Source organism: Nocardia sp. XZ_19_385, assembly GCF_015355755.1.
In the GTDB taxonomy this organism is placed as follows: Bacteria; Actinomycetota; Actinomycetes; order Mycobacteriales; family Mycobacteriaceae; genus Nocardia.
Map to the genome: position 1 here is coordinate 483850 of NZ_JACVEE010000004.1, position 18310 is coordinate 502159.

The 18310-nt window shown below is 66.6% G+C and carries 20 protein-coding genes and 1 tRNA gene; 11 read left to right on the forward strand and 10 right to left on the reverse strand.

Annotation, left to right across the window (positions count from 1 at the left end; genetic code table 11):
• Window positions 1-59: 59 nt before the first annotated feature.
• Window positions 60-1136: an alpha/beta hydrolase gene (locus IBX22_RS31185; RefSeq protein WP_194819330.1), complete on the reverse strand. Its 1077-nt coding sequence runs from the start codon at window positions 1134-1136 to the stop codon at window positions 60-62.
• 409 nt (window positions 1137-1545) lie between these two features.
• On the opposite strand from IBX22_RS31185, the gene IBX22_RS31190 reads away from it, so the two are divergent.
• The 3 genes from IBX22_RS31190 (at window position 1546) to IBX22_RS31200 (ending at window position 3035) form a co-directional block, all read left to right on the forward strand.
• Window positions 1546-1959 carry a potassium channel family protein gene (locus IBX22_RS31190; protein ID WP_194819331.1) on the forward strand — a complete coding sequence of 138 codons (414 nt, stop codon included), beginning with the start codon at window positions 1546-1548 and terminating at the stop codon, window positions 1957-1959.
• A 128-nt stretch (window positions 1960-2087) separates the two neighbouring features.
• Window positions 2088-2333 (forward strand): hypothetical protein, encoded by a 246-nt coding sequence (locus IBX22_RS31195; protein ID WP_194819332.1) that lies wholly within the window; start codon window positions 2088-2090, stop codon window positions 2331-2333.
• Window positions 2334-2486: 153 nt separating this feature from the next.
• Complete coding sequence (locus tag IBX22_RS31200) at window positions 2487-3035, forward strand: RNA polymerase sigma factor (protein ID WP_194819333.1); 549 nt, start codon at window positions 2487-2489, stop codon at window positions 3033-3035.
• A 289-nt stretch (window positions 3036-3324) separates the two neighbouring features.
• On the opposite strand, the gene IBX22_RS31205 is transcribed toward IBX22_RS31200, so the two are convergent.
• Both IBX22_RS31205 and IBX22_RS31210 read right to left on the reverse strand, forming a co-directional pair.
• Window positions 3325-4236: a hypothetical protein gene (locus IBX22_RS31205; RefSeq protein WP_194819334.1), complete on the reverse strand. Its 912-nt coding sequence runs from the start codon at window positions 4234-4236 to the stop codon at window positions 3325-3327.
• Window positions 4237-4329: 93 nt separating this feature from the next.
• Window positions 4330-4488 (reverse strand): hypothetical protein, encoded by a 159-nt coding sequence (locus IBX22_RS31210; protein WP_194819335.1) that lies wholly within the window; start codon window positions 4486-4488, stop codon window positions 4330-4332.
• A gap of 119 nt (window positions 4489-4607) precedes the next feature.
• Between IBX22_RS31210 and IBX22_RS31215 the strand changes: the two genes are divergently transcribed.
• From IBX22_RS31215 to IBX22_RS31240, 6 genes are all read left to right on the forward strand, one after another.
• Window positions 4608-5564, forward strand: coding sequence for a GlxA family transcriptional regulator (locus IBX22_RS31215; RefSeq protein WP_194819336.1), 957 nt, complete (start codon window positions 4608-4610; stop codon window positions 5562-5564).
• Between the two features lie 15 nt (window positions 5565-5579).
• Window positions 5580-6326: a DJ-1/PfpI family protein gene (locus tag IBX22_RS31220; protein ID WP_194819337.1), complete on the forward strand. Its 747-nt coding sequence runs from the start codon at window positions 5580-5582 to the stop codon at window positions 6324-6326.
• A 101-nt stretch (window positions 6327-6427) separates the two neighbouring features.
• Window positions 6428-6492: transfer RNA gene (locus tag IBX22_RS31225), tRNA-Ser, on the forward strand.
• Between the two features lie 324 nt (window positions 6493-6816).
• Window positions 6817-8415 carry a TROVE domain-containing protein gene (locus IBX22_RS31230; RefSeq protein ID WP_194819536.1) on the forward strand — a complete coding sequence of 533 codons (1599 nt, stop codon included), beginning with the start codon at window positions 6817-6819 and terminating at the stop codon, window positions 8413-8415.
• Window positions 8416-8711: 296 nt separating this feature from the next.
• Window positions 8712-9011, forward strand: coding sequence for an Rv3235 family protein (locus tag IBX22_RS31235; protein WP_194819338.1), 300 nt, complete (start codon window positions 8712-8714; stop codon window positions 9009-9011).
• A 25-nt stretch (window positions 9012-9036) separates the two neighbouring features.
• Complete coding sequence (locus IBX22_RS31240; RefSeq protein ID WP_194819339.1) at window positions 9037-9411, forward strand: iron chaperone; 375 nt, start codon at window positions 9037-9039, stop codon at window positions 9409-9411.
• Here the strand turns inward: IBX22_RS31240 and IBX22_RS31245 are convergent.
• The 4 genes from IBX22_RS31245 to IBX22_RS31260 all read right to left on the reverse strand — a co-directional run bounded on the left by IBX22_RS31245 (window position 9408) and on the right by IBX22_RS31260 (window position 12269).
• On the reverse strand, window positions 9408-9743 hold the full coding sequence (locus tag IBX22_RS31245; protein WP_194819340.1) for a hypothetical protein: 336 nt from the start codon (window positions 9741-9743) through the stop codon (window positions 9408-9410). The genes IBX22_RS31240 and IBX22_RS31245 overlap by 4 nt on opposite strands.
• A gap of 49 nt (window positions 9744-9792) precedes the next feature.
• Window positions 9793-10809 (reverse strand): lipoyl synthase, encoded by a 1017-nt coding sequence (gene lipA / locus IBX22_RS31250; RefSeq protein WP_194819341.1) that lies wholly within the window; start codon window positions 10807-10809, stop codon window positions 9793-9795.
• Window positions 10810-10819: 10 nt separating this feature from the next.
• Window positions 10820-11572 carry a lipoyl(octanoyl) transferase LipB gene (lipB, locus tag IBX22_RS31255; protein ID WP_194819342.1) on the reverse strand — a complete coding sequence of 251 codons (753 nt, stop codon included), beginning with the start codon at window positions 11570-11572 and terminating at the stop codon, window positions 10820-10822.
• Window positions 11573-11735: 163 nt separating this feature from the next.
• On the reverse strand, window positions 11736-12269 hold the full coding sequence (locus IBX22_RS31260) for a GNAT family N-acetyltransferase (protein WP_194819343.1): 534 nt from the start codon (window positions 12267-12269) through the stop codon (window positions 11736-11738).
• A gap of 887 nt (window positions 12270-13156) precedes the next feature.
• On the opposite strand from IBX22_RS31260, the gene IBX22_RS31265 reads away from it, so the two are divergent.
• Window positions 13157-13591, forward strand: coding sequence for a VOC family protein (locus IBX22_RS31265; protein ID WP_194819344.1), 435 nt, complete (start codon window positions 13157-13159; stop codon window positions 13589-13591).
• Here IBX22_RS31265 and IBX22_RS31270 read toward each other — a convergent pair.
• A complete protein-coding gene (locus IBX22_RS31270) occupies window positions 13588-14493 on the reverse strand; it encodes a TIGR01777 family oxidoreductase (protein WP_194819345.1) in 906 nt (301 codons plus the stop codon). The two genes, IBX22_RS31265 and IBX22_RS31270, sit on opposite strands and share 4 nt — an antisense overlap.
• Window positions 14494-14500: 7 nt before the next feature.
• On the reverse strand, window positions 14501-16264 hold the full coding sequence (sucB, locus tag IBX22_RS31275; RefSeq protein ID WP_194819346.1) for a 2-oxoglutarate dehydrogenase, E2 component, dihydrolipoamide succinyltransferase: 1764 nt from the start codon (window positions 16262-16264) through the stop codon (window positions 14501-14503).
• A gap of 260 nt (window positions 16265-16524) precedes the next feature.
• On the opposite strand from sucB, the gene IBX22_RS31280 reads away from it, so the two are divergent.
• The gene (locus IBX22_RS31280; protein WP_194819347.1) at window positions 16525-16887 is read left to right on the forward strand and encodes an oxidoreductase; all 363 of its coding nucleotides are present in this window, start codon (window positions 16525-16527) and stop codon (window positions 16885-16887) included.
• A gap of 101 nt (window positions 16888-16988) precedes the next feature.
• On the opposite strand, the gene IBX22_RS31285 is transcribed toward IBX22_RS31280, so the two are convergent.
• Window positions 16989-18065, reverse strand: coding sequence for a CSLREA domain-containing protein (locus IBX22_RS31285; protein WP_194819348.1), 1077 nt, complete (start codon window positions 18063-18065; stop codon window positions 16989-16991).
• Window positions 18066-18310 lie beyond the last annotated feature (245 nt).

Below are 18310 nucleotides of genomic sequence, written 5' to 3' on the forward strand. Positions count from 1 at the left end.
TTCCTTCGAGCTTCCCACCGTGACCTGGGTCACGTCCACGGTTCGTCGGAAACGAGACGTCAGACGATGCGGACCTCGGGGTCGCCGGCGGTGTCCAGGATCGGCGCCGGGACGCCGCGCAGGTGGTGATCCAGGAAAGCGCCCACATACTTGCGGGTCAGTTCGATCCCGCGAGTGCCGTTCAACGTATTGCCCGGCAGCTCGATGCCCAGGTAGTCGGCGATCGGGCCGTAGTCGGTGAACGATCCGTGCGTGGAACCGTCGACAATCAACCAGCGTTTCCAGCCGTTGAACGCGTCGTAGACCCCAGCCCACTTCGGGCCGTACTCCCCGGTCGGTGCGTGGTGCGGCGCGCCCATCATCAGGAACGGCAGGCCGACCGCCCGGCCGTAGGGCAGTGCGGGGAAGCCGCCGTCCAGGTTGAACCCCGCGCGGATGCGGGCGTCCTCCGCGAGTGCGTACGGCGCGGCGAAACCGCCCGCGGAGTGGCCGCCTATGGCGATGCGGGTCCGGTCCACGGGCAGGCGAGGGATCAGCTGATCCAGCACGAAGGACGCATCCTGCGCGCGGTTCACGGAAAACTTCTCGGCGTCCGGACGTCCTTGGCAGGCAACGCATTCGGTGATGCGTCCGTCCGGGAAGGTGATCGCCGCGGCCTCGTAGGTGTGATCGATGCCCAGGACGAGATAGCCGCGGCTGGCCAGGTCCTCGGCCAGCGTGGTGAGGGAGAAGCGAGGCATGCCGAAGCCGGGGGAGAGCACGACGGTGGGCAGCGGGATGCCCAGCTGGGGTGCGTCGACGTATGCATGGGTCGCCACCTCGCTCAGCGCCTCGGGCACGAGGCCGTCGACCTTCTGCGAGGCGAGGATCAGGGCGGACTCTTGCGGGGTCGCATATGGATCCCGCTTGCCGACCGGTGCGAGGGCGGGGTACCAGGCGGAAACCATCAGCTCGCGGTTGCGTTCGGGGACCCAGATGTCTGGGCGGCCGTCGATCAGGTGGAACTCCTGGACGCCGACGGCGAACGGGCCGGTGGGGGCGGGAAGCGGCTGCCGGGGGGTGGCGGAAGCCGGGCCGGCGGCGGCGAGTGCGGCGATGAGAATCGCTGCGGCAGCGAGGAATCGGAGGAGTCGCATGTAGTCGAGTCTGTGCGATCTTGGTGGGTGGCGCATCCGGGAGTTCCCTGAGCTGGCTGGGCGGGCGGGAATTCGATGGGATCGCGATTGCCGAGCTCCCGGTGTACCCGGCGGGCAACCCCCGGTCTACTACCGATCGCCGGGCCTGCAGTACTTCCAGGGCGGGATGCGCTCAACTGGCTGATCGTGGGTTTGTTCGCGGCCTTGATAATCGCAGGGGCTGTAGTGGGGCCTGACGAGAAGACTCTCGTCGGCGGCGATCCCGCGAATTCCACATTGACAGTTCGTAACTGCTTCATAGGAATTCTCATGGGTAGATACCGAGCACGTTCGGTCTGCCGCTACCAGCGGATTGGGCTCGCCGGGCTCGCGTATTTCTTTCTTATCTCACTGAGGGCACCATGTAGCGATGAAATTGTTGAAGCAGGTCCTGCTTACGGCCACCAACTCACCCAAAGCATTGCTGGGCACCTATCTGACCCTGATCTTCGTCAGCGCCCTGCTGTTCTGGTCGTTCGAGGAAAACAAATCCTTCGGTGACGCGATCTGGTGGGCGGTGGTGACCGCGTCGACCGTCGGCTACGGCGATCTGTATCCCAATTCCGCGGCGGGCAGGTTCCTGGCCGGCGGTCTCATCTCCATCATGGTGCTGCTCGTCATCCCGCTGATCACCGCCCACTTCGCGAGCAAACTCATCGTGGACAACGATGCGTTCAAACACGAGGAGCAGGAGGAGATCAAGTCGCAGCTGCGGGCAATCCGCGCGATCTTGGAGGAGCGGTCATCGACAGTGGAGAGGCCCCATGACGCGAAGTCCGAGTGAGATCGGTTGTTAGGCAGGGTCCTCGGCGCGAGGGCAGGTGGCGTTCCCGCACCCCCAGGGTGGGTAGTGGCGCCTCCGGTCCAACGACATCATCGAAGGTAACCCCCCTCGAAATGTCAGGAGACCCCATGTCTGTCATCGCAATCCGTATCCTCACCGGAGCTTTCGCGGCCGCAACCGCCCTCACCATCGCAATTCCCGCCACCGCCGCACCGACCCCCACCCAGACCCAGTCGCAGAGCTGCCTCGACCTCCGCCTCGCCCTCAACCGCGCCGAACGCGAACTGAGCCAGTCCAACAACACGAGCCAGCGATCCGTCCTCGAAACCCGCATCCGCAGACTGGAACGTCAACTGCTCGCCAGCAACTGCTGAATCCTTTCACCCAGCAGGACCCTCTAATCTGCGTACCGGCAACCACGCCGGTACGCGATCAGGAGGTTGTCATGGTTCTCACCGCGATCATCGTCGGCGCTGTGCTTGTCTGTACCTGCAGTGTCGTTGCTTTCCGCCGGTGGAGTGGTCGTCGTGGCTGAGTCGATCTGGCCCGATGAGGCCGTAGTGCTAGCGGCCCGGTCGGGCCACGTGGAGTCGGTCGCCGCGCTGATCTCCGGTTCCCATCCGCATGTCCGGCGGTTCGCGTACTCGCTGTGCGCGACGCCGGAGGACGCCGAGGACGCGGCTCAGGAAGCGCTGATCATCCTGTACCGGAAGATCGGGACCCTGCGTGCCTCAGGTGCGCTGGTGTCGTGGATGTTCCGGATCGTGCGCAACGAATGCCTGCGCCAATTGCGTTTACGGACAAGGCATTTCGACCCGCTGCCGGAACGGGACGTAGCCTCGGCCGAAGAGGAGATGCTGCGTCGGCTCGAGGCCGAGCGGGTCGCCGAAGCCATCGCAGCGCTTCCGCTTGATCAACGCCAGGTATTGATCATGCGCGACATCCAGGGCTACAGCGGCCGGATGGTCGCCGACCTGCTCGGGCTCAGTACCGCGGCGATGAAGTCCCGCCTGCACCGAGCCAGGACCGCCCTCCAGAATGAGCTGCGCGACCCGTCGTGGGATGCGAAATGCTGACCGGGGAAGGCACTTTCGCCAGCACGTCCGTGCCGCGCCACCTGGCCCGGGGATTCCTCGGCTTCGGTGCGCTGATCGCGTCATTCGCTCTGCTTCCCGTAACCGGGCCACTGAGCCTGCTATTCGCACCGCTCGGACTCGTGGCGTTGCGCGGCTGCCCCATGTGCTGGGCGATCGGTCTCGTTCAGACGCTCTCGCGCGGGCGGCTCCAGCGATCCTGTACCGACGGGCACTGCTCGCTGACAATCACGGAAGACGCTGTGCCGTAGTGGAGGTGAGTAGGAGCCCGCTATTCGATGGCTTGATAGATGCGGACGAGTTCCTCGGCGCTGGTGCGGGCGGCGCCGCACCCGCCGCTGCCGACCGCAACCTCGATGGTGTCGAACAGTTTCTCTTCGCGATCCCGCACGATGACGAACGGTGTCGCGTGGCCGACGCCGACCCACAGCCGGCAACTGCCCGCGCCGAGGGCATCGGGCATTTCCACGACCGGCACGTCGCCGATATCTTTGCGCGACTGGCCTTCATAGGCTTTCGTCGCGTACATCTCGTCGAGGAAATCGAACTCGATGTGGTGGCGTGCTTTACCAGAGGCTTCATCGAGGGGACTGCCGGAAACGTCGCCCACATAGAATGTGCACTTCGAGGGATCCCAGGCCTTGCCGACCGACACCCGGGGTTGCCCCTTTCCGGTCACACCCAGCGGCTGACACGGATCCATCTTGCTCAGCTTCGTGGCGGTATTGGAATGCCGAGACTCGGTGCGGAGCGGGCGAGTTGCCAGAGTCGGGATGGCGGCCGTGGCCAAGGCGGTCGCGTCGGGACACCGATTGCCGGTTCCATACACGCGGTAGTTGACGGCCAATTTGTCGTCGTAGGGGGCGTAGGCATTGCAATGGTCGCTGATATCGCTGTGCTCGCTGGTCGTAATGGTCTTGCCATTGACTTCGGCGGGCACGCCGAGACTCGACCGGGCCAGACTCGTCATCTCCACGACCACAAGCGTCACCGGATTCGAACCGGGCTCGTAGTCGATCTCGCAACTGTTCAATTCGCTGCCCGCACCGAAGTATCGAGGCTTGCCGAGGCGCTGCACGGCGGCATCGTCGACGAACCCGCACGGATCGAGCGGGCGAATCGTGTCCAAGTATTCGAGTTGCTCCCGCGCGTCCGGGACCAGGTCGCGATACGCCCGGTCCACGGCAGAGCTCTCCGATTCAGCCCCCGCACAGCTGGCCGCGAATGCCAAGGCCGACACGGCAACTACCACCCTCACCCATTTCACGCCTTCAACCTATGCGAGTGTCGCGCCGAAGGCGGAAAGCAACCCCACCCAGACGTAGTCCCGCGCCAGGGTAATCGCGACCATCGCCTGCCGGTCCCACAGCTCGGTCTGCTCCCGCTCGAAGCCCGATAATTCCCCCGGCCGCCGCAGGTCCGGTGGTTCGCTCACGTGGTGACCGGCTCGTCCCCCGTGTGCGACCTCGGCATGGCGGCGTTGGTGAGTGTGATGGCCGGATCTGCGGTAGTTGTGTCGTTGACGCCACCACCCCTGTCCTCCAGGCTGAATCCATGAGGGTCGTGCTGATCGTGGTGTTCGACGGGTTTCAGCTCTTGGACCTGGCTGGGCCCGCGGATGTCTTCAGCTCGGCCGCGCTGCTAGGGGCGCGGCCCGGGTATCGCGTGGAGATCGCGTCGACGAAGGCGGGACCGGTGCGGTCGTCGTCCGGCATCGAGGTGACGGCGCGGCATGAGCTGGGGAGCTGGTCGGGGCCGGTGCACACGCTGATGGTTGCCGGTGGGCTCACCGCGTGGGAGGCGAGTGAGGAGGCGGCGCTGGTGGAGAGCGTGCGGCGGGGCGCAGGGTATGCCGAGCGGGTTGGTTCGATTTGTTCGGGGGCTTATCTGTTGGCTCAGGCGGGACTATTGGACGGGCGCCGGGCGACTACGCATTGGGCGGGTGGCGAGTTGTTGGCGAGCCGGTTTCCTGCGGTGACGACGGAGCCGGATCGGATCTATGTGCGGGACGGGCCGGTCTGGACGTCGGCGGGGGTGACCGCGGGGATCGATTTGGCGCTGGCGATGGTTGCTGATGATCATGGCGCCGGACTTGCCCGGGAGGTGGCGCGGTGGTTGGTGGTGTATCTGCATCGGCCGGGTGGGCAGAGTCAGTTCAGTACGCCTATCGCAGCCGACCCGCCGCAGCGGAATTCGCTTCGGGCACTTCAGGTGTGGATAGAGGAGAATTTGATGCGCGATCTTTCGCTGGCCGGGCTCGCGGATCAGGCGGGAATGAGTACCCGGCATTTCTCCCGAGTTTTCGCGGCGGAGATCGGGACTACGCCTGCGCGTTACGTCGAGCGAGTTCGGGTGGGGGCGGCGCGGCGGCTGCTGGAGACCACTGATCAGCCGATGGATCGGGTGGCATCGACTGTGGGGCTCGGTAGTCCGGACACGCTGTATCGGATTTTTCATCGTCACTTGGGAATACCGCCGGGTGAGTATCGCGCTCGGTTCGCTGATCGCTGAAAGAGGGAGTGCGCCATGACATTTCAGATCGCAATTGTGTTGTATCCGGGGCTGACAGTGCTCGATGCGATCGGGCCCTACGAGGTGCTGCGAGGGCTGCCGGAGAGCGAAATACGGTTCGTGTCCAATGAAGTCGGGCCGATTGTGTCCGATAGCGGGGTGCTGGTACTCGGGGCGACGCATACGTTCGAGGAGACACCGGCGCCGGATCTGGTGCTGGTGCCCGGGTCCGAGGCTGCGACGACCGAGGCGATGGCCAACAAGGAACTGATCGAGTGGCTGCGGCGCGTGCATTCGAGTACGCAGTGGACGACGTCGGTATGCAGTGGAGCGTTGGTGCTGGCGGCGGCGGATATTCTGCGTGGGCATCCGGCTACCACGCATTGGTCGGTGCAGTCGGCGTTGGCGGCATTCGGGGCGGAGTCGCGGCCGCACGATCGGATTGTGCGCAGCGGCAAAATCGTCACTGCCGCAGGGGTTTCCGCGGGGATCGATTTGGGTTTGTGGTTAGTGGGGGAGATCGCCGGGGAGGAGGCTGCGCAGATGGTGCAGCTGGGGATCGAATACGATCCGCAGCCGCCGTTCGACAGTGGGCATCCGGACAAGGCGCCCGCGGCGGTGTTGCGGAAGGCGCGGCTGGAGATGACGAAACGTGCTGCGACGCCGCGGGTTCCGCTCGATGTCGCTACCGCGCTCTGGCGTCTCACGCTGAATCGGGTTCGGGATCGGGCGGCGAAGCGGGCACGTAGCGCCGCACGCTGACAGCGTCCGAAATCCGCCCTTCGGGCAGGGGAATTAATTCAGTGGCCGCTCCGAGCCGGAACGATCTACAGTTTTCGAGTACGGCAAACCGAGGTGGGCGGGCCGAAGATCGGTCGGTTATCCACTTCTAATGGACAGGTTGCGGGTTCGAGTCCCGCCGGCGGCGCAAGCTGTCGTAGCTCAATTGGCAGAGCGGTACAGTCGGTCGGCGCTAACATGCCCGCCCACCCTCGGTTTGCCCGGACGAGAAGGACGGGCCGGAGCTGATCGGTTATCTGGTATCTACAGGTTCGAATCCTGCTGGTGCCGGTGAAAACCGGTGCCTGTCCGGTCGGCACACCACGACCGTCCTTCTCGCCCAACCGTTTTACACGGGGGAGGCGGGCCGGAGCCTGTCGTTTATCTCTGTCGAAGAAGCCCCGGTAGGCACAAATATGCCTGCCTCCCTTGAAACCCAATGCCCCTGGAAGGGGCCGGAATCGAGGACGACATGGACGCACTGGCAGGCATCAACGCCCGCGCGACCCCGCAGCACACCCAGGCAGACCCGCGGCAGGTCCGCAACAACGCGGGCGGATTCACCTTCGAGGTGACGCCCGAGGTCCGGCTGCGCAGATTCCTGGTTCTCGGTGTCGACGGCGGCACCTATTACGTGCAGTCGCAAGATCTGGCGAAGGAAAACGCCGCTGTCGTAATGGATTTCGCGCGTAACCGGACGGCCGAGCTGGTGCGTGAGGTGGTGGAGATCTCCACCTCCGGTCGTGCGCCGAAGCAGAACCCCGCACTGTTCGCGCTCGCGGCCGCAGCCGCCCTCGGTGACGAGGACGGCAGGCGCACCGCGCTCGAGGCGCTGCCGCTGGTCGCCCGGACGGGCACCCACCTGTTCCTGTTCGCCCGCTACATCGAGCAGTTCCGGGGCTGGGGTCGTGGACTGCGGCGCGCGGTCGGCGCCTGGTACACCGCGAAGTCGGTCGACGATCTGGCGTATCAGGTCGTGAAGTACCGGCAGCGTGAAGGCTGGTCACATCGCGACCTGCTGCGGCTGTCGCACCCGGCGACCGGTGAGGACGCGCGCGTCCGGCTGTTCGACTGGATCTGTGGTCGGGGCGGCTCGCTGGACGGGCTGCGGTTCGTCGAGGGATTCCAGCGCGCTCAGGCCGCACCGGTGTCCCAGATTCCCGCGTTGGTCCGTGAGTACCGGCTGTCGTGGGAGATGCTGCCCGACGCGGCACTCACCGAGGCGGCTGTTTGGGAAGCGTTGCTGGACAACGGACTTCCGCAAACCGCGCTCCTGCGCCAGCTGCCGCGCCTGACCCGGCTCGGGCTGCTGTCGCCGCTCGGTGCGCGGACCGGCGCGATCGCGCAGCAGCTCGCCGACCCGGCGCGGTTGCGCAAGGCGCGGGTGCATCCGGTGTCGGTGCTCGTCGCGCTGCGCACCTACGCCTCCGGGCGTTCGGCGCGCGGCGACAGCACCTGGGACCCGTCGCGTCCGATCGTCGACGCGCTCGACTCGGCGTTCTACGCCGCGTTCGGCGCGGTCGAGCCCACCGGCAAGCGGCACCTGCTGGCGCTGGACGTCTCGGGTTCGATGACGGCGGGTATCTCCGGGCTGCCGATTTCCGCGCGGGAAGCCTCTGCCGCACTGGCTTTGGTGACCGCGAGCACGGAACCGGCGCACGAGATTGTCGGCTTCACCTCGGCCTCGTCCAGCAACTGGCGTGAAAGCGCGCTGATCCCGTTGGCGATCGGCCTGCGGCAGCGGCTCGACGACGCGATCAACGCCGTCAGCAACCTGCCGTTCGGCGGCACCGACTGCTCGCTGCCGATGCGGTACGCGCTGGAGCGGAAGCTCGAGGTGGATGTGTTCACCGTGTACACCGACAACGAGACCTGGGCGGGCGAAATCCACCCGCACCAGGCGCTGCGGCAGTACCGGGAGCAGATCAACCCGGACGCGAAGCTGGTCGTAGTCGGCATGACCGCAACGAATTTCACGATCGCGGATCCGTCGGACGCGGGCATGCTGGACGTCGCCGGCTTCGACTCGGCGGTCCCGGCTCTGCTGTCGGACTTCGCTCGCGGAGTGTGAGAGTCGGTTGCCGGTCTCCTCAGTGAGGCCGGCAACCGCGGTTCCGGGTCAGGTGGAACCGATCGGTGGGTCCGCGCGTCAGAGGAAGTACAGAAGGCGGCGGAGCCAACCGCCGTCGATACGGCCGAAAGCAGGGACTTGCCATGCTCGAGTCTGATGTTTCGAAGTGCACACCGGTGCAGCAGCCTTTCTGTTCGTCCACGTCGAGTCGGGGCAGACGCCCGCGGATGGCTGTGTCCCGGAGCGTCAAGCGGGCCGTGGAGCCGTCCGTCCCGTCTTCCAGCACAGTAGAAACTGTGGCACGGCAGTCTTTGCGACTTGCCTTGGAAATCGTCGACCACCATCGTCCCTTGCGCCACTTGCCTGCGAACGACGCTGTGCTGCAACGAATCCGCACGATCGTCACGGAGGGGTCGGCGCCGCATCGCGCGCTGGGAGTCGCGGTGCTCCTGCGTGTCGAGGTGACCATGCTCGACCCCGCCACCGCCGAACTGTGTGCCCGCTACCAGCGCGGTCCGCGTCTCTTCGCGCTGGCGGCTCGTATGGAGTGTGGTCGATCGAAAGACTGGCGTTTGACGGCGTTCCGGCTGTTCTAGGCCTTGCTAGCTAGGATCTGCGGGCATGGTGCAAAGCAAGGCGGCGACCGTGGACGAGTATCTCGCTGAGCTTCCCGAGGAGCGGCGGGAGGTGCTCAGCCGGCTTCGGGAGTTGTGCCGCCAGGAGCTGGTGGGGTTCGACGAGGCCATGCAGTTCGGCATGCCGGGGTATGTGCGGGACGGGGTGGCGGAGTTCGGGTTCGCCAGTCAAAAGCAGTACATCTCGGTGTATGTGGTGCGCAGTGATGTGCGGAAGGCGTTCGACGAGCGGCTTGCCGGGTTCGATATGGGGAAGAGCTGTTTGCGGTTTCGCAAGGCTGCCGATGTCGACTTCGAGTTGCTGCGCGAGCTGATCGTGGCTACCGCCGCCGGGCCGGGCGAGGTGTGCGGGCCGGTCTAGTTGGAGGTCTTGATCAGGACTGCCTTGATCGACAGTTCCGCTACCGGACGGGATCGCTCCAGGATGGTCCACTGGGCGCCGGGGTAGAGGTGCGGGTCGGCGAGGGTCGGGACGACGAAGCCGATCTTCACGAGTTCGCCCTCATCCGAGAGCTGGCCGGTGCGTTCGATCAGGATGGTGAGCAGAACGTCGTGTAGCCGGATGTTGCCGCCGAGGCCGGGAAGTGCGGTCGGCGTGTAGACCGGGGCGGTCGGCAGGCCGAAGGGGTGCGCGCCGGGGATCCATTGCAGGCGGCCGGTCGCGACGGGGTTGTTGATTCTGTTTCTGCTCATCGGGATTACCGGGAAACCCCGCACGCCATCGCGCGGGGCTCCTCGAAACCTAGCTTCCGAACCGCGCCAGAACAGCGCTGGCTTCTTGGGAGGCAGTGCCTTCCTGAGCCAAATGCGCCATGTCGGACGGGATTTCGCGGCCGTGGTGGGCCATCGCCTGGGCGTACAAGCGGCCCGCGCGGTAGGACGAGCGGACCAGCGGTCCGGCCATGACACCGGCGAAACCGATTTCCTCGGCCATCTTCGAGTGCTCGACGAACTCCTCCGGCTTCACCCAGCGGTCCACCGGGTGGTGGCGGGGCGACGGGCGGAGGTACTGGGTGATGGTGAGGATGTCGCAGCCGGCCTCGTGCAGGTCGCGCATAGCCTGGGTGACCTCATCGGGGGTTTCGCCCATGCCGAGGATCAGGTTGGACTTGGTGACCAAGCCCGCCTCGCGCGCCGCGGTGAGCACGGCCAGCGAGCGCTCGTAGCGGAAGGCCGGGCGGATGCGCTTGAAGATGCGCGGCACGGTTTCCAGGTTGTGCGCCAAGACCTCGGGGCGCGAGGAGAAGACCTCGGCCAGCTGAGCAGGCTCGGCGTTGAAGTCGGGGATGAGCAGTTCGACGCCGGTCGACGGGTTCAGGGCCTTGATGGCGCGGACCGTTTCGGCGTAGAGCCAGGCGCCGCCGTCTTCCAGGTCGTCGCGGGCGACGCCGGTGATCGTGGAGTAGCGCAGGCCCATGGCCTGGACGCTCTCGGCGACGCGGCGGGGCTCGTCGCGGTCGAGTGCGGCGGGTTTGCCGGTGTCGATCTGACAGAAGTCGCAGCGGCGGGTGCACTGTTCGCCACCGATCAGGAAGGTAGCTTCGCGGTCTTCCCAGCATTCGAAGATGTTGGGACAGCCGGCTTCTTCGCAGACGGTGTGCAGGCCTTCGCGTTTGACCAGACCCTTGAGTTCGGAGTACTCGGGGCCCATGGTGGCGCGGGTACGAATCCACTTGGGCTTGCGCTCGATCGGGGTCTCCGAGTTGCGCGCTTCGATCCGCAGCAGTTTGCGTCCTGCCGGGGCTTGAGCTGAGGTCACGTGATCGACCTTACGCCTGGGCCGAAACGGCGGAACGAGCTGTGTCGGCGGCTGTGGCATTTCCGACACGGGGAATATCGTGCTCGGTAACTGGCAACTCGCCGTCGAGCGCGCGCACGATGGCGGCGGCGACCAAGGGCTTCAGCTCCGCGACGGTGACCTCGCGGCCCAGCTCACGCGACAGCGTGGTGACGCCGGCGTCGCGGATGCCGCACGGGATGATGGCTCCGAAGCCGTCCATGGCGGTGCAGTTGAGCGAAATGCCGTGCAGCGCAACCCCACGTTGCACGCGCACACCGATGGCGGCGATCTTGCGCTCGGTGAATACCTCGGTGGCGGGCAGCCAGACGCCGGAGCGGCCCTCGATTCGGCCGCAGGTGAGGCCGAAACCGGCGACGACCGAGATCAGCGCCTCCTCCAGGCGGCGTACATAGTGGACGACATCGACCGGCTCGGCCAGGCGCACGATCGGGTAGCCGACCAGCTGCCCGGGGCCGTGCCAGGTGATCTTGCCGCCGCGGTCGACCTGCACCACAGGGCTGCCGTCGATGGGCATGTCCTCGGCTTCGGTGCGTCTGCCCGCGGTGTACACCGACGGGTGTTCCAGCAGCAGCAGGCGATCGGAGCCGGCGCCCTCAGCGCGTTCCGCGGCGATGGTGCGCTGCAGGTCCCAAGCACTGTGATAGTCGATGAGCCCGAGATCCTCGACCACGATCGGGGTCGTATCGAATCTGGCGGACCAAGTGGTACGCGTGTCGTTCACCTTTGTGACGCTACGCCCAGATCTGGCGTCGGGTACAGGGGGCCGGTGTGCTTCAAGCCACTGGATTGCTGCGATTGCGGGCGTGGATGGCGCCTACCTGTGGCATCGGGTGAACCGCGCACCGCGGGCGGTGACGACGCACGTGTGATCGCACATGCCCGGACTACAGCTGGTCGACCGGGAGCGTCAGCTGCATGAGGGTCAGATCCATCCAGCGGCCGAACTTGTGGCCGACCTCGGGCAGTTGGCCGACAGTTACGAAGCCGAAGCGTTCGTGCAGCGTGATGGACGCGGCGTTGGAGGACTCGATGGCGGCGATCATCGCGTGTACCCGCCCGGAGTCGGCGGCGCGGGAGATCAGCTCGGTGAGCAGCGCGGTGGCCAGGCCGCGGCGGTGGAAGCGATCGGCGATGTAGACCGAGTTCTCCACGGAGAAGCGGTAACCGGACTTCGGCCGCCACTGTCCATACGAGGCGTAACCGGCCACTTCGCCGTCGATCTCGGCGACCAGAATCGGCATGCCCGCAGCCGTCCGGTCCCGGAACCAACGCTGCCGCTCGTCCAACCCGACAAGATCGGTGTCCCAAATGGCGGTGGACGCAGCGATATTCGCGTTGTGAATGTCCAGGATCGCCAAGAGGTCCTCCTCCCGCGCATCCCGGATGACGGTGGCAGGACGTAGCTCGGTGTCGGTCATCGATCGCCTCTGTCGTAGGTGCTGGACCACACGATTGTCGCCGATACCCGCGCGCGGTTCGTCACCACGTCCCGTCAGACCAAGATCACCAGGCACTGGTGGCGGCATTCGTCGAGCAGCCTCCGCCACTAGTGCCTGGTGATCTTGACGCTGCGCGCGGCGCCGGCCGACGGGCAGTCCGAATCTCGACAGACTCCGGGCGGCGGGCGGGGGAGAGGCGCGTCTGCCCTCAGGATCGTGATTGGGCCCGTAAGTCCCGTGTCGGTCCAGCCCCGACGGGTCCTGCAAGATCACCGGGCACTGGTGGCGGCGTTCGCCGGGAAGCCCCCGCCGCCAGTGCCTGTGATCGTGGAAAGGCGCGTAAGTCCCGTGTCGGCCTGGCCCGACGGGTTTTGCAAGATCACCAGGCATTGGTGGCGGCGTTTGTCGAGAAGCCTCCGCCACCAGTGCCTGGTGATCTTGACGCTGTGCGCAGCGCGGGCAGTCCGAATCTCATCAGACCATCAGACCATCAGACACCGGGCGGCGGGCGGGGAGAGGCGCGTTTGCCCTCAGGTCCTGGTGATCGCAAAGGGGCCCGTAAATCCCGTGTCGGCCCACCCCGACAGGTCCTGCAAGATCACCGGGCACTGGTGGCGGCGTTCGCCGGGAAGCCCCCGCCGCCAGTGCCTGTTGATCATGGAAAGGCGCGTAAGTCCCGTGTCGGCCTGGCCCGACGGGTCCTGCAAGGTCACCAGGCATTGGTGGCGGCGTTTGTCGAGAAGCCTCCGCCATGAGTGCCTGTTGATCTTGAATGGTGTGCTGGGGGTCGCTGTAGGCGCTCGGGGTTCCGCGGATGCGGGGGCGGCGGGCTGGGGGCGGGGAGGGGATTTGCGTAGCGTGGCTGTATGGAGCAGCGCATCACTTTGGTCACGCTGGGGGTTTCCGATCTTGCTCGCGCCAAGAGGTTCTACGAGGCGCTGGGGTGGCGAGGGCAAGAGGTCGAGGAGACGGTTTTCTTCCAGGCGGGCGGGCTTGGACTTGTCCTGTGGGATCGTGACAAGCTGGCGCAGGATTGTGGTGTGGCGCCTGGGTTATCGAGTGGGTTCGGTGGCATCGCTCTGGCGCACAACGTCCGGTCCGACGCGGAGGTCGACGCACTGCTCGCAGTTGTAGCGGAGGCCGGGGGGACCATCACCAAGCCTGCGGTTGTCAACGCCGTCGGTTTCTACTCCGGTGCGTTCGTGGATCCGGATGGCCATGCTTGGGAGGTCGCGCACAACCCCACATTCCCGCTCGCCGAGGATGGTTCGCTGACCCTTCCCGACTTCGGGAGTCTCTAGCGGTCGTCGTCGCGTCCGACGGTGGCGGCGAGGGCTGCGCCGATGGTGGGGTGGCGGAACTGGTAGCCGGCGGATTCCAGCGCGGTGGGGATGGCGCGGGGGCCGTGCAGGATGGCCTCGTCGGCGAATTCGCCGACCATGGCGCGCAGGGCGAAGGCGGGGACCACGAAGGGGGCGGGGCGGTGCAGGGCCTTGCCCAGGGCGCGGTTGAATTCGGCGTTGGTGACGGGGGCGGGGCCGACGACGTTGATCGGGCCGGAGATGGTGTCGTGGGTCAGCGCGAAGATGATCGCGCCGATCTCGTCGTCCTCCGAGATCCATGGCGTGTACTGGCGGCCGTTGCCGAGGCGGCCACCCAAACCGAGTGAATACAGCGGCTTCAGTGGGCCGAGGATGCCGCCGTGCCGGGTGAACACGGGAGCGCTGCGGAGCAGGACGGTGCGGATGCCGGCCGCGGCGGCCGGGGCGGTGGCGGCTTCCCAGTCCCGGCACAGTGTGGCCAGGAAACCTGTTCCGGCAGGGGAGGATTCGTCGACGACCCGGTCGCCGGTCGCGCCGCCGTAGTAGTGCACGCCGCTGGCGTTGACCAGCACCGGCACCCCTGCGGCGACCACCGACGAAGCCAGTACGTCGGTCGGCGTGAGGCGGCTGTCGCGCAGCTCCTGCTTGTAGCTGCCGTTCCAGCGCCGCCCGCCGATCGAAGCGCCACAAAGGTTGACGACCGCGTCCGCGCCGCGCAGGGCGCGTGCGTCCAGTTCGGCGCGGACTGGGTCCCAGGTGAATTCGTCGGGAGCGGCGGCATTTCGGCGTACGAGCCGGGCCACCTCGTGCCCGTCGCGGCGCAGGGCCGCGACGAGCGCTGTCCCGATCAACCCGGAGGACCCGGCGATCACAACCTTCATCGCGTACTTACAGACCCAGATCGGCCTCGAACGCCGCTTCCTCGAGCCGGTGCCGGATCGTGGTCAGGAAGCGACCCGCGTCGGCGCCGTCGATGAGACGGTGATCGTAGGTGAGCGGCAGGTAGCACATGGACCGGACGCCGATCGACTCGTTGCCGGTCTCGTCGGTCACCACCACCGGGCGCTTGACGATCGCGCCGGTGCCGAGCATGCCCGCCTGCGGCGGAACCAGGATCGGGGTGTCGAAGAGCGCGCCCTGCGAACCGATATTGGTGATGGTGAAGGTGCCACCGGACAACTCGTCCGGCTTGAGGCCCTTGTTGCGGGCCCGGTTGGCGATATCGGCGATGGCGCGGGCCAGGCCGGCCAGCGACAGATCGCTCGCGTTGTGGATGACCGGGGACAGCAGACCCTGATCGGTATCCACGGCGATGCCCAGGTGGACGGCCGCGTGGTAGGTGATCTCCTTGGTCGACTCGTCGTAGGACGCGTTGACGTTCGGGTGCACACCCAGGGCCTCGATGACGGCCTTGGCGAAGAACGGCAGGAACGTCAGGTTGACGCCCTCGCGCTCCTTGAACGACGCCTTGGCCTGTGCGCGCAGCGCCGCGATCTTGGTGACGTCGGCCTCGTGCACCTGGGTCAGCTGCGCGGTGGTCTGCAGTGATTCCCGGGTCTTGGTGGCCGTGATCTGGCGGATGCGGTTGGCCTTCTGCGTGGTGCCACGCAGATGCGCCAGCTGCGGGCTAGCGGCCGCGGACGGCGCCTTGGCAGCGGGAGCGGCGGCGGTCGCGGTAGCGGCTGCCGGCGCCTTCTTGGCCTCGGCCGCGGCGAGTACATCCTGCTTGCGGATGCGGCCGCCGACACCGGAACCGGTGAGCGCGGACAGGTCGACGCCGTTCTCGTCGGCCAGCTTGCGGACCAGCGGAGTGACGTACGGGGTCGCGCCATTACCCGAGGACGATGCGGAGGCGGCCGGGGCCTGAGCCGGCGGCTGCGGGGCAGGAGCCTTCGGAGCGGGAGCCGGGGCCTTCGCCGCGGGGGCGGGCTCGGGCTTGGGTTCCGGCTTGGGCTCGGGCTTCGGTTCCGGCTTCGGCTCGGGCTTGGGCTCCGGGGCCTTGGCGGCGGGCTGACCACTGCCGACCACACCGAGCTGGCCGCCGACAGCGACGACGTCGTCTTCCTGCGCGGTGATCTCCAGCAGGGTGCCCGCGACGGGCGACGGGATCTCGGTGTCAACCTTGTCGGTGGAGACCTCGAGCAGCGGCTCGTCGACGGCAATCTCGTCACCGACGGCCTTGAGCCAGCGGGTGACGGTGCCCTCGGTGACGGATTCGCCCAGCTCGGGCATCTTCACCGGGGTGCCGGAGCCGCCGTTGCCGTTGCCGTTCCCGGAGGCCGCGGGGGCTTCCTGGGCGGCGGGCTGGGGCTCGGGTTCAGGCTCAGGCTCAGGTTCGGGTTCCGGCTCGGGCGCTGCGGCCTCGGGCTCGGATGCTTCAGGTGCGGGTGCAGGTGCGGATTCGGCCGATTCGCCGGCATCGCTGATGACTCCCAGCTCGCCACCGACCTCGACCACATCGTCCTCATTGGCGACGATCTTCGACAGCACGCCTGCGACGGGGGACGGGATCTCGGTGTCGACCTTGTCGGTGGAGACCTCGAGCAGTGGCTCGTCGACCTCGACCGTGTCTCCTTCCTGCTTCAGCCACCTGGTCACCGTTCCCTCGGTGACGCTCTCACCAAGAGCCGGCATCTGGACGGAGAAGGCCATGTCCGTTGACTCCTCTGACTGCTCGACGGATTTTGCAACAGTTGATCTTCGGCAGGCCGCCGCCGCAGGTCGCGACGAATGCCCGAAAGCCACCGATCGTTCTGGTGGCACCGGAGATCTGGGTGGTTCCTTGTACCGCGATCCATCCTTGCACTCGTCCGCGTGGTGTGTAGCACAGGGCAGCTAACAAACCCGGGAAATCTTAACGAGCTGGCAAGATGGGGGTTGGCGTCTCCGGGGTCGTTAGGAGGTCGGCGCTGATGGGTTTACTTGATCGGTTCAAGGGCACCGGTAGAGGTGGGGGTACCGCGCCACGTGCGGGGACCTCCGCCAAGGAGGACCTGCGCTACTTGCGCGAATGGGTCCGCACGCATGTCGGCGTGGAGGGTTACGTGGAGCCCAAGACCACAGTGACCGATGTCACAGTCGTGTTGATCGCCGCGGACGGGGAATGGACCCGGCGGATCGTCGGCGAGCGGGGCGCGGCCCGGCTAGCCGGAGATTTGCACATTCCCGTGTACGACGTCGGCAAGACGGGCTACCCGCAGCGCATGCGCGACTATGACGCGCGCAAGAAGATCGAACGCCAGCGCGCGTTCGAGCAAGAACTGCGGGACCTATGAACCGGCGGACGATCCGGAGATGAGCACCGAGACGATCCAGGTGTAGATCTGGGTGAAGGTGGTCGCCCACCCGCCCATGTTGAACGAACCCATGTGGACTCCTAGCTGGGGCGGATCTCGTCGCCGCGGGCGGTGAGCGCGCAGGACGTGTCGTCGCTGACGTTGCCGCCGGTCGAAACGATCTGCGCGAAAACGGATTTGCAGTTCTGAATGCCCGGGCCGACGCGGTTGTTCTGGATTCGCGAGCCGGTCAGGATCAGGATGCCGGCGCCCGGGTCCAGGAGATCGGTGACCGGGTCGGGGATGGTGTCGAGATAGGCCGGGGCGATATTGATGCCGCCGCCCCCGTCGCTGGCGCTGTTGCCCTCGACCACCGTGCTGATCAGCGTCACCGGGCCGATGCCGCGGATGTCGAGGCCGCCGCCGCGTCCGGCGAAACCGCCGGGGCGATACCACTTCCCGGGGTTCACCACGTGATTGCCGACGATCTGGGAGTTGGTGAAGGTGCAGGTGTTGTCGCAGCGCACCCCGCCCGCCTCCTCGGCGAAGTTTCCGGTGACGAGGCTGTCGGTCATCTTCATGTCCGCCTGCGGGACGTTGAAGATGCCGCCGCCGTAGTGCGCGGCGTTGCCGGTGACGGTGACCCGGTCGAGAACCAGGTTGCCGCCGTTGGCGATTCCGCCGCCGCCGGTGTCGTAGAACGGGATCTCACGTTGCGCCGTCGCGCCGCCGGTGAGGGTCAGATCCGCGAGCGAGACGTTCGCGGTGGTGAGCAGCACGCGGTCGATGCGGTTGGCGTCGATGATGGTTTCGTCCCGGCCGGCGCCCCGGACGGTGGTGTGCGCGGTGATGTCGAGATCGCCGTTGGTCGGGTCGACGAACGGCGCGTTGATGTGTAGCGGGTTCGGCGGGATGGTGAGCAGGTAGCGTCCAGCGGGCACCACGATGGTGCTGCCGGGTCGCACGTTCGCCGCCTGGATCGCCGCGCGCAGTGTGCATTCGCCTGCGGCTGTACGGCATTCGCCGCTGAGCGGGCGGGCCGCTGCGCCGTCGGCGGTGGTGGTGACCGTAATCGTCTGCGGGGCCATCGATCCGGCGGAACCGGTGTCGGCCATTCCGGAACCCGTTGCCGTGCAACAGAACAGGACGATGGCCGAAGCGATGATGGTTGTCCTCATCGGCGGGCTCCCGGAAGGTGTTGGCGCGCAGTGCGTTGACGCGAGTGCTCTCGGTCTACCAGAAAGAAGCCTTGTTATGAACAGGAATTGGTGTCGGTAACAAGGAACTGGCTCGAAATGTCAGTCGCCGCAGACGGGTGCGGTCCCGGTGCTGGACAGCTGGCCGGGTTTTCGGCCGTGGCGAATAGCGAACGGCCCGACCGGGTTCCGGTCGGGCCGTGTGTCTTCGCCATTCCCGGCGAACC